13 protein-coding genes are annotated in these 16,001 nt (G+C 68.8%); 6 read left to right on the forward strand and 7 right to left on the reverse strand.

What is annotated here, in order from left to right:
- Positions 1–31: 31 nt before the first annotated feature.
- Genes GWI24_RS03040 through GWI24_RS03050 form a run of 3 tightly spaced genes read right to left on the reverse strand, consistent with a single transcriptional unit; the run spans position 32 to position 2,167 of the window.
- Positions 32–901, reverse strand: a complete 870-nt coding sequence (locus GWI24_RS03040; RefSeq protein WP_210944328.1) for an ABC transporter permease — start codon at positions 899–901, stop codon at positions 32–34.
- A complete protein-coding gene (locus tag GWI24_RS03045; protein ID WP_210944329.1) occupies positions 861–1,715 on the reverse strand; it encodes an ABC transporter ATP-binding protein in 855 nt (284 codons plus the stop codon). Before GWI24_RS03045 ends, GWI24_RS03040 begins: the two co-directional genes overlap by 41 nt.
- A complete protein-coding gene (locus GWI24_RS03050; protein WP_210944330.1) occupies positions 1,712–2,167 on the reverse strand; it encodes a MarR family winged helix-turn-helix transcriptional regulator in 456 nt (151 codons plus the stop codon). Before GWI24_RS03050 ends, GWI24_RS03045 begins: the two co-directional genes overlap by 4 nt.
- Positions 2,168–2,499: 332 nt before the next feature.
- Between GWI24_RS03050 and GWI24_RS03055 the strand changes: the two genes are divergently transcribed.
- A complete protein-coding gene (locus GWI24_RS03055) occupies positions 2,500–4,470 on the forward strand; it encodes an alpha-L-arabinofuranosidase C-terminal domain-containing protein (protein WP_210944331.1) in 1,971 nt (656 codons plus the stop codon).
- A gap of 74 nt (positions 4,471–4,544) precedes the next feature.
- On the opposite strand, the gene GWI24_RS03060 is transcribed toward GWI24_RS03055, so the two are convergent.
- The 4 genes from GWI24_RS03060 to GWI24_RS03075 all read right to left on the reverse strand — a co-directional run bounded on the left by GWI24_RS03060 (position 4,545) and on the right by GWI24_RS03075 (position 9,412).
- The gene (locus GWI24_RS03060) at positions 4,545–5,423 is read right to left on the reverse strand and encodes an ABC transporter permease (protein WP_210944332.1); all 879 of its coding nucleotides are present in this window, start codon (positions 5,421–5,423) and stop codon (positions 4,545–4,547) included.
- A gap of 2 nt (positions 5,424–5,425) precedes the next feature.
- Positions 5,426–6,370, reverse strand: coding sequence for an ABC transporter permease (locus tag GWI24_RS03065; protein ID WP_210944333.1), 945 nt, complete (start codon positions 6,368–6,370; stop codon positions 5,426–5,428).
- A 10-nt stretch (positions 6,371–6,380) separates the two neighbouring features.
- A complete protein-coding gene (locus tag GWI24_RS03070; RefSeq protein ID WP_210944334.1) occupies positions 6,381–7,943 on the reverse strand; it encodes an ABC transporter substrate-binding protein in 1,563 nt (520 codons plus the stop codon).
- Between the two features lie 212 nt (positions 7,944–8,155).
- Positions 8,156–9,412, reverse strand: a complete 1,257-nt coding sequence (locus GWI24_RS03075) for an ROK family transcriptional regulator (RefSeq protein WP_210944335.1) — start codon at positions 9,410–9,412, stop codon at positions 8,156–8,158.
- Positions 9,413–9,658: 246 nt separating this feature from the next.
- Between GWI24_RS03075 and GWI24_RS03080 the strand changes: the two genes are divergently transcribed.
- The 5 genes from GWI24_RS03080 to GWI24_RS03100 all read left to right on the forward strand — a co-directional run.
- Positions 9,659–11,104, forward strand: coding sequence for a sulfatase-like hydrolase/transferase (locus GWI24_RS03080; RefSeq protein ID WP_210944336.1), 1,446 nt, complete (start codon positions 9,659–9,661; stop codon positions 11,102–11,104).
- Positions 11,105–11,220: 116 nt separating this feature from the next.
- Positions 11,221–13,173 carry an alpha-L-arabinofuranosidase C-terminal domain-containing protein gene (locus tag GWI24_RS03085; RefSeq protein ID WP_210944337.1) on the forward strand — a complete coding sequence of 651 codons (1,953 nt, stop codon included), beginning with the start codon at positions 11,221–11,223 and terminating at the stop codon, positions 13,171–13,173.
- Between the two features lie 10 nt (positions 13,174–13,183).
- Positions 13,184–13,651: a hypothetical protein gene (locus GWI24_RS03090; RefSeq protein WP_210944338.1), complete on the forward strand. Its 468-nt coding sequence runs from the start codon at positions 13,184–13,186 to the stop codon at positions 13,649–13,651.
- Positions 13,652–13,699: 48 nt separating this feature from the next.
- Positions 13,700–15,082 carry an FAD-dependent oxidoreductase gene (locus GWI24_RS03095; protein WP_247615795.1) on the forward strand — a complete coding sequence of 461 codons (1,383 nt, stop codon included), beginning with the start codon at positions 13,700–13,702 and terminating at the stop codon, positions 15,080–15,082.
- A 213-nt stretch (positions 15,083–15,295) separates the two neighbouring features.
- Positions 15,296–16,001, forward strand: a 706-nt coding sequence (locus tag GWI24_RS03100) for a GntR family transcriptional regulator (protein WP_210944340.1), incomplete at its 3' end; no start/stop codon positions are given.

Raw genomic sequence — 16,001 nt, forward strand, 5'->3', positions numbered from 1 at the left:
ACGGTGTGGCGCGCTCCGCACACCGAGCGGGTCAGCGGGCCAGCCGTCCCAGCAGCGAGGAGGCCGCCGTGATACCGGCCGCCGCGGCCAGCACCAGGACGGCGTAGTCGAGTGCGAGATGGTGCGGGGTGCCCAGCAGCAGTCCGCGCAACGCGTCGACCTGGTAGCTCAGTGGATTGGCCTTGCTGACGGCCTGGAGCCAGCCGGGCATGAGCGCCACCGGATACAGCGCGTTGGAGCCGAAGAACAGCGGCATGGTGATGGCCTGCCCGATGCCCATGAGCCGGTCGCGGGTCAGTACGATCCCCGCGATGGTCATGGACAGACAGGAGAAGAAGGCCGAGCCCAGGATCACCACGACGGCCACCCCGAGGAGCCGCAGCGGGTTCCAGGTCAGCGCCACCCCGAGCAGCGCCGCGATGGCGATCACCACGACCGCCTGGATCAGCGCCTTCACTCCGGAGGCGAATGCCTTACCGGTGATGAGGGCGGCTCGCGGGGTCGGGGTGACCAGCAGTTTGGTGAGGATCCCGGCGTCCCGCTCCCAGATGATCTGGATCCCGTAGAAGATGGCGATGAACATCGCGGACTGGGCGATGATGCCGGGCGCGAGATAGTCGATGTACGGCGTGCCGCCGGTCGGTATGGCCTTGAGTCGGGTGAAGGTCTCGCCGAAGATCAGCAGCCATAGGGCGGGCTGAACGGCCCGGGTGTACAGCTCGGTGCGGTCGTGCCGCAGCTTCTGGAGCTCGACCACGCACATCGCGACGACCCGCGCGGGCAGCATCCGCCAGCCGGTGCGGGCGCGCGGCGGGGTCAGCAGCGGATCGGGGCGGCCGTCCGGCGCGAGCCCGGCGGCGTCAGCCGACCCGGGACGCGGTGCGACGGGTGCTTCGGACATCGCGGAAATCTCCTCCCTGCTCGTCGAGGCCGCTGCCGGCGACGTCGCGGAAGACGTCCTCCAGGGTCGGCTTGGGATCGGCCTCGCCCTCCGTTCGGCGGCGTTCGGCCAGCTCGGAGCGGAGTTCGTGGGGCGTTCCGAGGGCGTGGATCCGGCCGCGGTGCATCAGCGCGACCCGGTCGCAGTACTGGTCGGCCTCGTCCATATAGTGCGTGGTGACCAGCACGGTCATCCCGGTGGCCGCCCGTATCGCGTTGATGTGCTCCCACACGCTGGTCCTGGCGATCGGGTCCAGGCCGATCGTCGGCTCGTCCAGCATCAGCAGCCGGGGCGCGCTGACCAGCGCCTGGGCCAGTTCGAGGCGGCGGATCATGCCGCCGGAGTACGTCTTGGCAAGCCGGTCGGCCGCCGCGGTGAGATCGACCGCCGCCAGCACCCGCGCCACGCGCTCGGACCGCTCCCGCCGGGTGACGTCGAAGACGCGGGCGAACAGCTCCACGTTCTCCCGCCCGGTGAGCCCGGCGTCGGCGGACAGCTGCTGCGGTACGTAGCCCAGCAGCCGGCGGACCGCCATCCGCTCCTTCGCCGCGTCGTGCCCGAACACCCGCACCATGCCGGCGGGGACCGGCAGCAGGGTGGTGATGCAGCGGATCGCGGTGGTCTTGCCCGCTCCATTGGGTCCGAGCAGGCCGAAGACCTCACCCGCCCGGACCGTGAGCTCCAGGTCGTCGACCGCCTTGGTCTCCCCGAACGCGTATCGCAGGCCCTCGCAGGCGAGCGCGACGGGAGCGGTGCTCTCCGGGGCGTCGGTCATATCCCTTCCACCTCCTCATGAAGGTTCTCGGCCAGTTTGCGCAGCGCCGGAACGGCCGCGGCCAGCGCCGCCCGCTCGCTCTCGGTCAGCTTCGCCACCTGCTCGCGGACCAGCGCGCCGCGCCGTGCCTGCCACTCCCGCAGCCGGGCCTCGGCGGCGGGGGTGGCCGTCAGCCGGGCGGAACGCCGGTCCTCGGGGTCGGTCTCGCGGTGCAGATAACCCGCCTTCACCAGGTGGTTGACCAGGGTCGAGACCGAGTTGCCCGCGAGATAGAGCTCCTTGGCCGCGGCCGATACCCGGATCCCGGGATGGGCCATGACCAGCCGCAACAGCTCCACCTGGGCACCGCGCAGCCGCGGCTCCGTCATCCCGGCCCGCAGCCGCCGCCGGATCAGCCGCTGGACGCCGCCCAGTACGTCGGCGAACGAGTCGGGGAACTCCTCTGTGGCCATGTCTCCACTTTACCTCTCAGTGAGAGGTAATTGCCCAGGGTGCGGCAGGGGTGCGTACGACGACGTCCGGCTGCCCGGTCATCGGTGACGAGCGCGGACGGCCAGGTCCCGCCCGGCGCCTTGGCGCTCGCGGATCGACTCGGCATCGGCGCACGGCAGTTACTCCTTGACTCCCCCCGCGTCCGCCTGTGATGCTGGCGCGCACATCATTTAATAAGTGTGGTTGATTTAACCCTGGGTGATGCGGAAGGCACACCATGTGGGCCTGCTCGACATGGGCACCGGTCAGCGAGCACGCGATCCGCAGAAGCGAAGACTCTCGAAGGAACGACATGAGCGAGACACGTCGGCACGGGATAGGCCGACGCCACTTCCTGTACGGCGCGGCCGCGGTGGCGGCCGGTGTCATGGGCACCGGATGCACCCCCGAGGACGCGCAGGGGGCAAGCGGCTCGGGTGGCGAGCCGGTCATCGCCATCGACGCCCAGCGGCGATCGTTCAAGGTGAGCCCGTACATGACCGGGGTGAACGGGGCCAAGTGGTACGACGACGCCTACGGGATGTGGGACTCGGAGCACAACCGCCCGGCCCCCGGCATCGTCGGAAAGATCAAGAAGTCCGGGATCGGGATGATCCGCTATCCCGGCGGCACCTCGTCCAACCTCTTCAACTGGAAGGGAGCCATAGGTCCGCAAGAGGACCGGACCCGTCAGGTGGAGGGGCAAAAGGGCGAGCCGGTCGACAGCCGGTTCGGGCCGGACGAGTACATGGCCTTCATCCGGGAGGTCGGCGCCACTCCGGAGATCATGGCGCCGTTCGCCAACTCGACCCCGGAGGAAATCGCCGACTGGGTCGCCTACATGAACGCTCCACAAGGGACGAAGTGGGGCGATCTCCGAGCGCGGAACGGCCACCCCGAGCCCTACGGCGTGCGCTACTGGGAAATCGGCAACGAACTGCACGGATCGAACCAGCGCTACTGGATGAGCACCGACGGTGACAAGGCCATGCGGCAGTACGCCTTCGGCGGCACACAGCGGCAGAAGCGCCAGCACGTCGGAACGCCCACCGACCACCGCCCCTCCGCCTCGGTCAGCAACGGCCAACCGAACCAGACCTTCACCGTCTGGTACCCACCCGCCGTCCCCAAAAGCCAGATCGTCCGCGTAGGTGACACCACATGGCGCGAGGTCGCCGATCTGTCCTCGGCCGGGGCGGACGACCGCGTCTACACCTTCGAGCCGCGCAGTGGCACGATCCACTTCGGCGACGGCCGGCACGGGACGATTCCCCAGAAGGGCTTGAAGATCACCGCCGACTACGACTCCGGCCCCCACGCCGGATTCGTCGACTACTACACCAAGATGAAGGCGGTCGATCCCTCAATCGATGTGCTCGCCGTCTGGGCGCCCATCGAGGCCGGGAAACTCGCGGGCGGAAAGAGCTTCCCCGAACTTCTTGCCGAGCACGGCCACGCCGACAAGTACGACGGCATGGCCATCCATCCGTACACCAACTTCCCACGGGACCTGAAAGCCACCAGCTTCCCGGACAAGCGGGCCGGACACGACTACCAGATGCTCGGGGACGCGGCCGCCGCCAAGATGGTCTCCGACCTCACCGCGCAGATACGCGAACACGGCAAGGACAAGGCTTATGTCGCGGTGTCCGAGTGCGGCGCCCTCTTCTTCGGAGGAGAACGTGACTCCGACGCCTATCCCCAGTACTCCTTCGCCATGTCCCACGCGCTCTACATGGCATCGCAGTGGGCCCGGTTCGCCGATCTCGGCGTCCGCTGGACCGCAAGCAACGATCTGATCGGGGAGAAGCCGGGACTGTCACGGACACTCTTCGGCGGCGCGCCCAGCTTCGTGCGCACCCCCGACGCGATCGTGCGCGAGCAGCTGAGCGACTTCTTCCACGGTGGCGGACATGTCGTGGACAGCGAAGTGAAGAGCAACGCCGAGGTCTCCACCCGCGAGACACCGCTGGGCTCCTCCTACGAAGCGCTGGTCACCACCGCCGCCGTCGACAAGGACGGAGCCCTCAGCGTCCTCGTCGTCAACCGCTCACCGGACAAGGACCTCAAGTCCCGCGTCGATCTGGGGAGTTTCCGGCATGCCGGTACGGTCGACGTGTCCGTGGTGGCGGGCAGGACCTACGACGACTTCAACAACGACGAACACCCCGACGCCGTCACGATCAAGAAGTCCCACGCCACGGCGAAGGGCGACTCCCTGAACTGGACCTTCGCGGCACACTCGGTCACGCTCCTGCGCTTCCCACCGCCCATGTCCCACTAGCCGTCCGCCTCCTCTGCCGGAGGCGGGACCCGCCTCCGGCAGAGGGGGCCGGACCCCGCCGAGGCGGCTTCGGTTCAGCGGCGCAGCAGGCCCGCGGTGAGGCCATCGGCCACGAGCTGGAATCCCAGCACCAGCAGGGTGACGGCGGCCATCGGGCCGATCGCGTACCAGGGGTTCTGCGCGAGGAAGTTCATGCTTCCCTGCAGGAGCGAGCCCAGGGAGGGGGCCGGTGGCCGGATGCCGAGGCCGACGTAACTCATGCCTCCCTCGATGAAGACGGCGGTCGACATGGACAGGGCGAACTGGACGATCAGCGGGTCCAGGCCGTTGGGCAGGATGTGGCGCACCAGTATCCGCACCCGGCCCGAGCCGATGGCCGTGGCCGCGACGACATAGTCGCGCCGGCGTTCGCCGACGACCGAGGACCGGATGAGCCGGCCGAACAGCGGCACGTTGACCAGTGCGATGGTCACCATGACCGCGGTGCCCCCGGAGCCGATGATCATGGCGACGGTGACGCCCGCGATGAGCGCGGTGAACGACAGCATCACATCGAACAGCCTCTGTATGGCGGTGTCGAGCCACCGGGCCAGTCCGCTCGCGAGGCCGATGAGGATCCCGGCGAGGGCACCGATCGGGACGGCGATGACGGTGGCGAACACGTCCTGGCGCAGCCCGTACAGCACCCGGGAGAACAGGTCGCGGCCGTACTCGTCGGTGCCGAGCGGATGCGCGGCCGACGGATGCGCGAGGGCGAGCGGTCCTTGTTGTGTCGGCGCGGCGGGTGCCAGCAGCGGGGCCAGCACACCGGCCAGAACGAGCACCACGACGAGCCCGAGGCCCATGCTCAGCACCGGCCGGCGCAGCAGCCGCGACCAGCCTCCGCCACGGACGACGGCGACGGTGGTGGTGGCCGTCGGCGGTGACTCGGTGGTGGCGGTGGTGGTGGTCATGCTCACTCCATCCTGAGTCGGGGGTCGACGGCCGCGTGCAGCAGATCGGTCACGGTCTGCAGGACGACGAACACCGTGACCGTGATGAGCAGCAGATTCTGAACGACGAAGTAGTCGCTGCTCTTGAGGGAGTCGATGATGAGCTGGCCCACCCCCGGCCAGGCGAAGATGGCCTCCACCACGATCGCCCCGCCGAGCATCTGGCCGATCTGGATGCCCAGGACGGTCAGCACCGGTGGCAGGGCGTTCGGAAGCGCGTGGCACAGCACGATCCGTCGCCGCCGCAGCCCCTTCGCGGTGCCGATGCGGATGTAGTCCTCGTCGAAGACCCGCCGGATCGACGTCGACAGGAAGCGGGCGAGTACGGCGGCGGCGGGGAGGGCCAGCGCGAGGGCCGGCATGATCAGGTACTGCACCCCGATCTCCGGGTCCGCGAGCACGGATACATGGCCGCCCGCGGGAAGGATCCGATGGGTGATGGCGAACACCATCACCAGGAGCACTCCGCTGACGTACGGCGGTATCGCGAAGGCCAGCGCGGTGGCCGCGGCGGTCGCGCCGCGGACGAGGCGGCCCTTGGCCACGCCGAGGACGAGCCCGGCCAGGCCACCGAGCAGGACCGCCAGGACGATGGCGCCCAGGGTGAGTTCGAGGGTGTTGCCGAGGCCATTGCCGATCAGGGTGGCGACCGGCACGCCGCGTACGTAGGAGTCGCCGAGGTCGCCCGTCAGCACCCCGCCGAGCCAGGTCAGGTACTGCTGGGGCAACGATGCGTCCAGCCCCAGCTGGTGCCGGACGGCGGACACGGTCTTGGCGGAGGCGTCCGGGCCCGCGGCGAGCACGGCGGGGTCACCGGGTGCCAGGTGCAGCACGCTGAAGACCACGACCGAAGCGATGGCGAGCACCGCGAGGGCCGAGGGGACACGCCGGAGTGCGTAGCGGAGCATGAGGTCCTCCTCATGCCAGATAGGCATGGTCGAGGTCGATGCCGTCGTACATGGTCCAGGCCAGACCTTTGAGCGACGCCTGAATGGCGTACGTATGAGTGCTGTTGATCAGGTCGATGACAAACTGCTGCTCGAGGAACAGCCGGTTGAGGTCCCGGTAGGCCGTAGTCAGGGCGTCGCCCTTGCCGGTCCAGATCTCATCGGCCAGGCGGCTGTAGTCGGGATCGCGGAAGTTGGACGCGTTCTGCTGGGCGTTGAAGGGCCAGGAGCCTTTGACGAGGGTCGACGGAGTCAGCTGCCCGAAGCCGTGGCCGTTGACGAACAGGCCGGGGATCTTCCCGCTGACGAACATCTTCTGGTACTCGGCGTCCTGCTTGGGCTGCAGTCGGCAGGTGAGTCCGACGTCCTCCAGGTTCGCCTGCACGATCTGGGCGATCGCGGCGTTCGTCGCCAGGGTGTTGCTGTAGTACAGGTCAACCTTGGCGTCGGCCGCGCCGGCCTGTCGCAGCAGACGTTTCGCCTTGTCCGGGTTCAGTGTGTAGGCCGCTGCCCGATCGGGGTCCCAGGCGGCCGTCCCGGGTGACCACGGCAGGCTGCTCGGGCGGCCGATCCCGCCCAGCGCCTGGGCGAGGACCCGTTCCCGGTCGATCGCCCAGGCCACCCCCTGCCGCACCTCGACCTTGTCCAGCGGGGGGACCTTCACGTTGGCCCCGATGTAATAGGTGAGGTCGTGGGCGTCGGACTGCACGAGACGGAACCCCGGCCGGTCGCGGATACCGGCTGCGTCGAGCGGCGACAGATCGAGGGCCAGATGTGTCTGCCCGGAGCGCAGCGAGGCCACTGCGGACGACGACTGCGCGGCGATCGCGATCTCTATGCCGTCGAGGTAGGGACGGCCGGGCTTCCAGTAGTGGCGGTTGCGTTTCAGCGAGATGGACGAGCCCGGCTTGTAGGACTCGACGGTGAACGGCCCGGTGCCGATGATCTCGCGTCCCGAGGCGAGATCGGTCACCGACTCCCGGTCGATCAGGACCATCATCTCGAACATGTCCCACACATTGCTGACGGCCTTGCCGAAACCCACGGTGACCTCGTGATCGCCGGTCCGCTCGGCCGAAGTGACCTGCTGGGCCACGGCCTTGACCTGGGAGCTGGTGGTGTCCTTGGTCAGGTGGTCCAGGACGAACACGACGTCGTCAGGGCCGAATGGGCGGCCCGAGTGGAACGTCACATCGTCGCGCAGCTGGAAGACATGGGTCCGTCCGCCGTCCGACACCCGCCAGTCCTTCGCGAGCGACGGCCTGGGCCGCAGAGTCCTGTGGTCCAGCTCGGTCAGTGTGTTGAAGACGGTGCGGCTCACCGAGAAGTTGGGGTTGATCTGTGACAGCAGGAACGCGGGCAGGATGTCCGTGCCCTGGACCATGTGCAGGGTGCCGCCGTGCCGCGGCCCGCCACCGGATCCTTGCTGCTCCGCGACGGCGCTGCGGCAGGCGGTGTTCAGCAGGCCCGCCCCGAGTGAGAGTCCCGCGGCGAGGACCGTGCGGCGTGCTGGCTGACCACGTTGTCCGGTCACGCTGGCTCCTACCGGGTTGCCCATTTAAATCAGAGTAGTTTATTTAACCGCGCTGGGCTGACCTTGCAACCGAAACCTCCGAGAGGTCAAGGGTCCGGACCTCCCGGCGGGTTCGGGAGCCGGGCAGAGCGCTGCCACCCTTCTCGGCCAGGCGGCCCCGTTTGCGCAGCTCGGCCTCCGGCACCGACACGCGGTGCCCCGGCCTGAGGGAGTCAGGCGGTAGGAGCGGGGGCGAGTGGGTCGAGGAAGTCCGTCTCGGCCGTGTCGAGGGCGAGGCGTACGGCACCGGTGACCACGGCTTGCTCACGCAGGGGCGAGGCTTCGACACGAGGCACACACGGGACGAGCTCGGTCAGCCGGCGGCGCAGCGGAGGGAGCAGGACGTCTCCCGCCGCCGCGACGGCGCCGGTGATCACCACCAGTTCGGGGGCGAGCAGCATGGTCAGCGTGGCGATCGCACGGGCGGCCGCCTCCAGCCCCTCCTCCAGGGCCCCGGCGGCGCCGATGTCGCCCCGGCGGACGGCCTCGAAGACATCGCTCGCGCTCACGCGGCGCGGGTCTCCGTCGGTCAGCGCACGGAGCTCGGCGCCCGGTGTGCCGGGGAGCGGCGGTGTGTCACGAGCCGCCACCTCGGCGACCAGCGACGCCCCTCGCCGGCGGACCGTCCTCGCGATGCCGTCGTCGCGGGAGTAGTCGCCCATCAGGGACAGGAAACCGAGGTCCCGGGCGCTGTTCGCCTGGCCGCGTACGAGGGTGCCGCCGGTGCACATGCCCACCCCCAGCCTCTCCCCCGCCAGCAGACAGACGATGTCCTGGGAGGCGCCCGCGCGGCCCCGCCAGCGCTCGCCGATGAGGGCCAGATTGCAGTCGTTCTCCACACACACCTGTGCGGAGAAGTCCCGGGCCAGCGCGGCCCGCAGATCGACCCCGAGAAACCCGGGGATGCCGGTGCGCTGCTGTACGACACCGTCGGCGTCGACGGGACCGCTGGTGCCGACGCAGACCGCCAGGACCTGCTCCTCGCGCAGACCGGCCGTCCGCGCCACCTCGACGGCGAGCTTCCTCACCTGTGTGATGCGCTGCTCCGGGCCGACCGAGGGGTCGCCGAACGCGATCCGCGCCTCGGCGACGAAGACGCCACGCAGATCGGCCACGGCGACGCGGACGCTGTGCGCGCCGATGTCGATGCCCAGGACATGGCCGGCGTTCGCCACGAAGGAGAAGACCCGCGATGGACGACCGCGTCCGGGGAGACGCCCGTCGGCGCGATCGGTGGTCTCCCGGACCCAGCCGAGCTCGACGAGGTGGTGCGCGGCGGCGTGCACGGTGGGCCGCGACATGCCGGTGGCGTCCACCAGGTCTCCGGAGGACATCTCCGCCCGCTCCGGGGGGCGTTCCCGCAGCTTCGCCAGGATGCGGGCCGCGTTGACCCTCCGGGCCAGGGCGGATGTGGCGATGTCCCCCGGCATCTGCTGCGGCGCTCCTCTCCTGCTGGGCGCTGAGGATCTTGACGAGCACGGAATCTTGACCTCGGCGCGCGCAGCCTGGAAGTCTAGCGCACGCCTTAAATAAAATGCTCTCATAAAAACGAGACAGCAGCTCAACCGCAAGGCGCTCAACCCGTACGGCGCATCCGGTGAACCCGGCCGACTCAGGACGGCCGACCGCAGCAGAGCGGTCGGCCACCTCGCCACCGACAGGAGGGCCACGCACCCATGACCCCCAGCGCTTCCCCCTCCGGCCCCGCCACGTCCACGCGGCGTCCGAACGTCCTCGTCTTCTTCACCGATCAACAGCGCTGGGACACCACCGGGCTGCACGGGAACCCCCTCGGACTCACCCCGGTCCTCGACCGCCTCGCCGCGGAGGGCGTGAGCGTGGACCGCTCCTTCACCTGTCAGCCCGTGTGCGCGCCCTCCCGTGCCAGCCTCCAGACCGGGCAGTACCCGACCACCACCGGCGTGTTCCGCAACGGTCTTTCCCTCCCCCGGGGCACCCCGTCCCTGGCCCGCTCCTTCCGGGCCGCGGGCTACGCCACCGGCTACATCGGCAAGTGGCATCTCGCGGGCGACCACACCTCCGGGCCGGTGCCGGAGGAGGACCGGGCCGGATACGACCACTGGCTCGCCGCCAACCTGCTGGAATTCACCTCGGACGCCTACGAGACCACGCTGTACGACGGCAGCGGCGCCCCGCACCGGTTCGAGGGCTACCGCGCCGACGCGCTCGGCACCGCCGCGATCGACTTCATCGACCGGGACCGGGACCGGGACGGGGACGGGGACGGGGACCGGCCGTTCTTCCTCTTCCTGTCGTTCCTGGAGCCGCACCACCAGAACTCCCGCGACGACTACCCCGCCCCGACGGGCTATCGCGACCGCTACGCCACTCCCTGGGTGCCATCCGACCTCGCCGCCCTCGGTGGCGGCAACTGGGCGGAGCACCTGCCCGGTTACTACGGAATGGTGCGCCGCCTGGACGAGGTGCTCGGGCGTGTCGTCTCCGCGCTGGAGCGGCGTGGGGAGCTGGACGAGACCGTCATCCTCTTCACCTCCGACCACGGCTGCCACTTCAAGACCCGCAACGACGAGTACAAGCGCAGTGTGCACGATGCCTCCCTCCGCGTACCCACCGTGCTGCGCGGGCCGGGGCTGCGGGGCGGTGTGCGGCTGCCGGAGCTGGTCAGCCATGTCGACCTGCCGCCCACGCTGTTGCGGGCGGCCGGCGTACCCGTGCCAAAGGAGATGCAGGGACGTTCCCTGCTGCCGCTGCTCCACGGCGGAGACGGCGGGCACGGCCGGCACGGCGGAGACGGCGGAGACGCCGAGCACGCCGAGTGGCCACAAGAAGTGCTCTTCCAGATCAGCGAATCGGAAGTCGGGCGAGGGCTGCGGACGGACCGCTGGAAGTACGCCGCGACCGCGCCGGACGCCGACGCCTGGAACGACCCGCGCGCCGAGCGGTATCAGGACGCCTACCTCTATGACCTGCACTCCGACCCCGACGAGTTGATGAACCTCGTGGCCGACCCGGCCTATGAGGACGTCCTGGTGGAGCTGAGGCGGCGGCTGGTGCGGCGCATCGTGGACTCCGGTGAGCCACGCCCCACGATCACCGCGCACAAGCCCGCCCCGAAGGCCGTGTCCGAGGACGCCGTCTAGGCCGGCACGTCTCTCACAAGAATCCCACAAAAACATCTTTTAAGTTCCTATCGGCGGAGACGCCACAGCTCACAGGAGGTTGCGTCACACATCCGCGGTAAGGAGCGAGAGCGAACATGAGTGAGATAGGTCGGCGCCACTTCCTGTACGGTGCGGCCGCGGTGGCGGCCGGTGTCATGGGCACCGGATGCACCCCCGAGGACGCGCAGGGGGCAAGCGGCTCGGGTGGCGAGCCGGTCATCGCCATCGACGCCCAGCGGCGATCGTTCAAGGTGAGCCCGTACATGACCGGGGTGAACGGGGCCAAGTGGTACGACGACGCCTACGGGATGTGGGACTCGGAGCACAACCGCCCGGCCCCCGGCATCGTCGGAAAGATCAAGAAGTCCGGGATCGGGATGATCCGCTATCCCGGCGGCACCTCGTCCAACCTCTTCAACTGGAAGGGAGCCATAGGTCCGCAAGAGGACCGGACCCGTCAGGTGGAGGGGCAAAAGGGCGAGCCGGTCGACAGCCGGTTCGGGCCGGACGAGTACATGGCCTTCATCCGGGAGGTCGGCGCCACTCCGGAGATCATGGCGCCGTTCGCCAACTCGACCCCGGAGGAAATCGCCGACTGGGTCGCCTACATGAACGCTCCACAAGGGACGAAGTGGGGCGATCTCCGAGCGCGGAACGGCCACCCCGAGCCCTACGGCGTGCGCTACTGGGAAATCGGCAACGAACTGCACGGATCGAACCAGCGCTACTGGATGAGCACCGACGGTGACAAGGCCATGCGGCAGTACGCCTTCGGCGGCACACAGCGGCAGAAGCGCCAGCACGTCGGAACGCCCACCGACCACCGCCCCTCCGCCTCGGTCAGCAACGGCCAACCGAACCAGACCTTCACCGTCTGGTACCCACCCGCCGTCCCCAAAAGCCAGATCGTCCGCGTAGGTGACACCACATGGCGCGAGGTCACCGATCTGTCCTCGGCCGGGGCGGACGACCGCGTCTACACCTTCGACCCGAGCAACGGCAGGATCCGCTTCGGCGACGGCCGACACGGAGAGGTCCCCCGAAAGGGGTCGAAGATCACCGCCGACTATGACTCCGGTCCCCACGACGGGTTCGTCGACTACTACACGAAGATGAAGGCGGTCGATCCCTCAATCGAGGTCCTTGCTGTCTGGGCGCCCATCGAGGCCGGAAAGCTCGCGGGCGGGAAGAGCTTCCCCGAGCTCCTGGACGAGCACGGCCACGCCGACAAGTACGACGGCATGGCGATCCACCCCTACACGAACTTCTCGCGGGATCTGAAGGCCACGCGCTTCCCGGACAAACGGGCCGGACACGACTACCAGATGCTCGGAGACGCGGCCGCCGCCAAGATGGTCTCCGACCTCACCGCACTGGTACAGAAACACGGCAAGGAAGGCGCTTACGTCGCCGTGTCCGAGTGCGGCGCCCTCTTCTTCGGGAAGAATCAGGGCGCCGAAGAATATCGCGAGTACTCCTACGCCATGTCGCACGCGCTCTACATGGCATCGCAGTGGGCCCGGTTCGCCGACCTCGGCGTCCACTGGACCACCGGCAACGGCCTGATCGGGGAGAAGCCGGGACTGTCACGGACACTCTTCGGCGGCGCGCCCAGCTTCGTGCGCACTCCGGAAGCGATCGTGCGCGAGCAGCTGAGCGACTTCTTCCGCGGCGGCGGACATGTCGTGGACAGCGAAGTGAAGAGCAACGCCGAGGTCTCCACCCGGGAGACGCCACTGGGCTCGTCCTACGAGGCGCTGGTGACGAACGCCACCGTCGACAAGGATGGAACGCTCAACGTCCTCGTCGTCAACCGCTCACCGGACGACGACGTCAAGTCGCGGGTGGACCTACGGGGTTTTCGGCACGCCGGCACCGTCGAGGTGTCCGTGGTGGCGGGCAGGACCTACGACGACTTCAACAACGACGAACACCCCGACGCCGTCACGATCAAAAAGTCCCACGCCACGGCGCAGAGCGACTCCCTGAACTGGACGTTCCCAGCACACTCGGTCACACTCCTGCGGTTCCCGCCAGAAAGTAACTAGAGGATTTCCCATGCACAATCCCTTCATGCTCCCGGCCATCGATTTCACGCATCACGATTTCGAATCCGAAGCCCTTGTCGTGCGCACGGACCATTCGGACGACGAAGCATGGCGGGCCGTCGTCGATCTGCTCAATCAGCCCGACCACAACGGGTTCGAGGTGCGCACCTACCTGGTCGACAACCGTGCGTTCACCGGGGCGAGTCCGGATGACGTGCTCTCCGCTGCCACCGCCGAACCAGGGCTCGAAGTCGTGTTCTTGGCCGATGCCGCCACCATGACGGGCGAGCACACCCTGGTCGCGGTGTCGACCAGAAGCCAGGAGCTGGAGGACGGAGACAAAGAGCTCGCCCGCGAATTCCGTCTGTTGCCCCCGGAGGTCAATTTGATGCACGTGAACCTGGCCATCGGACATATGGACTTCTGGGAATTCGCTTATCACGCGTCACTCGCTGCGGACGGCATTCTCCGCCTGTGATCGCATATCGATGTACCACGTGCACCACATGTACCAATGGAGCAAGGCATGACAGTCGACTCACAGACTCGGCAGAGGGCGGTAGCGGAACTCAAGAGGTTTCTGCCTGCCGATCGGGTCGTCACCCGGGGTCCCGAGTACGCGGCGGGCACCGCGCTGTGGAACGGGGCGGTCGCCTCCAGGCCCGCGATTCTGCTGCGCTGCACATCGACCGCCGAGGTGCGGGCGGGCGTCCGGACGGCTCGTGAGTTCGGTCTGCCGCTGTCGGTACGGAGCGGAGGCCATGACTGGGCGGGACGCGCACTCAGCGACGATGGGCTGACGCTGGATCTGACCCCGATGCGCTCGGTGCACATCGATACGGGGGCCCGTCGGGCGACCGTCGCCGGAGGGGCCAGGGCAAACCATGTGCTCGCCGCCGCCGACCGGTACGGAATGGTCGCCGCCACCGGCACCATCGGCACCGTGGGCATGGCCGGGCTGACCCTGGGCGGTGGTTACGGCCCGTTGGGCGGCCGATTCGGCCTCGCCGCCGACAACTTGACCGGTGCCGAGGTGGTGCTGGCCGACGGATCCGTCGTCTGGACCGACGCCGAGCACGAGCCGGACCTGTTCTGGGCGCTGCGCGGCGGAGGTGGCAACTTCGGGGTGGTGACGTCCATGGAGATCCGCCTGCACGCGGTGCCCACCGTGGTCACGGGGATGGTGTGGTACTCGCTGCGGCAGGCCCCAAAGGTCTTCGCCCGGCTGGCGGACGTCCTGTCGGACTGCCCGGACGCGCTGACGGTCCAGACCGGAGTCATCAACGGTCCGCAGGGGAAGCCCATGGCCATGCTGTGGCCGACCTGGTCCGGCGAGCCGGTCGTCGGCACGGATCCGGCCGGTCCGGTACAGCGGCTGACGCGCCTGGGCACCGCCGCGGTGGCCGAGTTCGAGACCGGTTCGTTCGCGACCGCGATAGCCGCACGGGACACGATGTTCCCGGACGGGCGGTACGTCACCATCCGCACGCGCTCCCTCCCCCGCCACACCCCCGAGGTGGTGGACGCCCTGGTGCAGGGGGCGAAGGCGATGACGTCGCCCCTGTCGGCCTTCTCCCTGCACCACTTCCACGGAGCGGCAACCCGCGTCCCGTGGTCGGAGACGGCCTTCGCATTGCGCAAGCCGCACATGATGGCCGAGGTCATCGCCGTGTGGACGCCGGAGAAGGACAGCCGCCGGCACGCCGCCTGGGCCGATGCCGCCTCGGCGGCGCTGGAGCCGCACGCCTTCGCCGGCGGTTACGCGAACTTGCTGGGGCCCGAGGCCACTGACCAGATCCCCTACATCTACGGCGGCAACACCGCCCGGCTGCTAGCGATCAAGGAAACCGTCGACCCGGACGGCGTGTTCCAAGGGATTCCCCTGCCGAAGGCGGCATCCACGCACTGAGCCACAGGTGACATGAAATCGCCCAGGCTGCCCCGGCCGGGTGGGAAGCCGTCGCGCCGCCGCAGACCATGGCCGCGGGCGACACACCCGGAGGTGATCGCCTCGAACCGGTGGCCCGGCCGTACCGCTCCTCGCGGGGAGGATGCGTTACGGTCGTGAGTCATATCCATCCAACGTATTGACATATCAATTGGGTGAGATCACTCTCTTCGCATGGCCGAACGTGACCTCCCGCTGTACGAGCAGATCCGCCGGGAGCTGGAGGGCAATATCCGGGACGGCCGGTGGCAGCCCGGGACCCGGGTACCCACCGAGGCCGAGCTCGGAGAACAGTTCGGTGTCTCGCGGATCACCGTGCAGCGCGCGCTGCGCGAGCTCGCGGACGCCGGGCTGGTCGTCCGGTACCGCAGGCACGGCACGTTCGTCGCACAGACCACCGATGAGGAGAACCTGCTCCGCGCCGCGGGCGTGCTGACCAGCGGGCCCGAGGCCCACGGCGACCACCGGGTGATCAGCGCCAAGGTCCTGCCCGCGGGCGGCGCGGCCCTGCGGCTGCCCGGCCTCGACGACAACGACGCCGTCGTACAGCTCGACCGCCACAAGCTCAGCCCCGACGGCAGCCGCGTGACCGGCACGGAGCTCGCCGTGCTGCCCTTCCGATTCGCCCCCGACCTGCTCGACCAGGATCTGGTCACCATCACAAGCCATATGTACCTCCGCGATCGTGGCGTGCCATTGCAGCGCTCACGGCTCTACGTGGAGCCGTACGCCCTGGACGAGGAGCATGCCGAGCTCTTCGGCCTGAAGCCGGGTACCGCGGTCTTCCGCTGGCTGCGCACTACCTGGGCGGAGAACGACGAGGTGGTCGAACACCTCGAAATGATCCTGCCGACCGACACATCCCGCTTCTACGTGGAGA

Source organism: Streptomyces sp. MK37H, assembly GCF_018035285.1.
GTDB lineage: Bacteria > Actinomycetota > Actinomycetes > Streptomycetales > Streptomycetaceae > Streptomyces > Streptomyces endocoffeicus.

What these genes read in the sequence shown, in the direction of transcription:
- GWI24_RS03040 (WP_210944328.1), bottom strand. Translation starts at nt 901, where the DNA reads ATGTCCGAAGCACCCGTCGCACCGCGTCCCGGGTCGGCTGACGCCGCC.
- GWI24_RS03045 (WP_210944329.1), bottom strand. Translation starts at nt 1,715, where the DNA reads ATGACCGACGCCCCGGAGAGCACCGCTCCCGTCGCGCTCGCCTGCGAG.
- GWI24_RS03050 (WP_210944330.1), bottom strand. Translation starts at nt 2,167, where the DNA reads ATGGCCACAGAGGAGTTCCCCGACTCGTTCGCCGACGTACTGGGCGGC.
- GWI24_RS03055 (WP_210944331.1), top strand. Translation starts at nt 2,500, where the DNA reads ATGAGCGAGACACGTCGGCACGGGATAGGCCGACGCCACTTCCTGTAC.
- GWI24_RS03060 (WP_210944332.1), bottom strand. Translation starts at nt 5,423, where the DNA reads ATGACCACCACCACCGCCACCACCGAGTCACCGCCGACGGCCACCACC.
- GWI24_RS03065 (WP_210944333.1), bottom strand. Translation starts at nt 6,370, where the DNA reads ATGCTCCGCTACGCACTCCGGCGTGTCCCCTCGGCCCTCGCGGTGCTC.
- GWI24_RS03075 (WP_210944335.1), bottom strand. Translation starts at nt 9,412, where the DNA reads ATGCCGGGGGACATCGCCACATCCGCCCTGGCCCGGAGGGTCAACGCG.
- GWI24_RS03080 (WP_210944336.1), top strand. Translation starts at nt 9,659, where the DNA reads ATGACCCCCAGCGCTTCCCCCTCCGGCCCCGCCACGTCCACGCGGCGT.
- GWI24_RS03085 (WP_210944337.1), top strand. Translation starts at nt 11,221, where the DNA reads ATGAGTGAGATAGGTCGGCGCCACTTCCTGTACGGTGCGGCCGCGGTG.
- GWI24_RS03090 (WP_210944338.1), top strand. Translation starts at nt 13,184, where the DNA reads ATGCACAATCCCTTCATGCTCCCGGCCATCGATTTCACGCATCACGAT.
- GWI24_RS03095 (WP_247615795.1), top strand. Translation starts at nt 13,700, where the DNA reads ATGACAGTCGACTCACAGACTCGGCAGAGGGCGGTAGCGGAACTCAAG.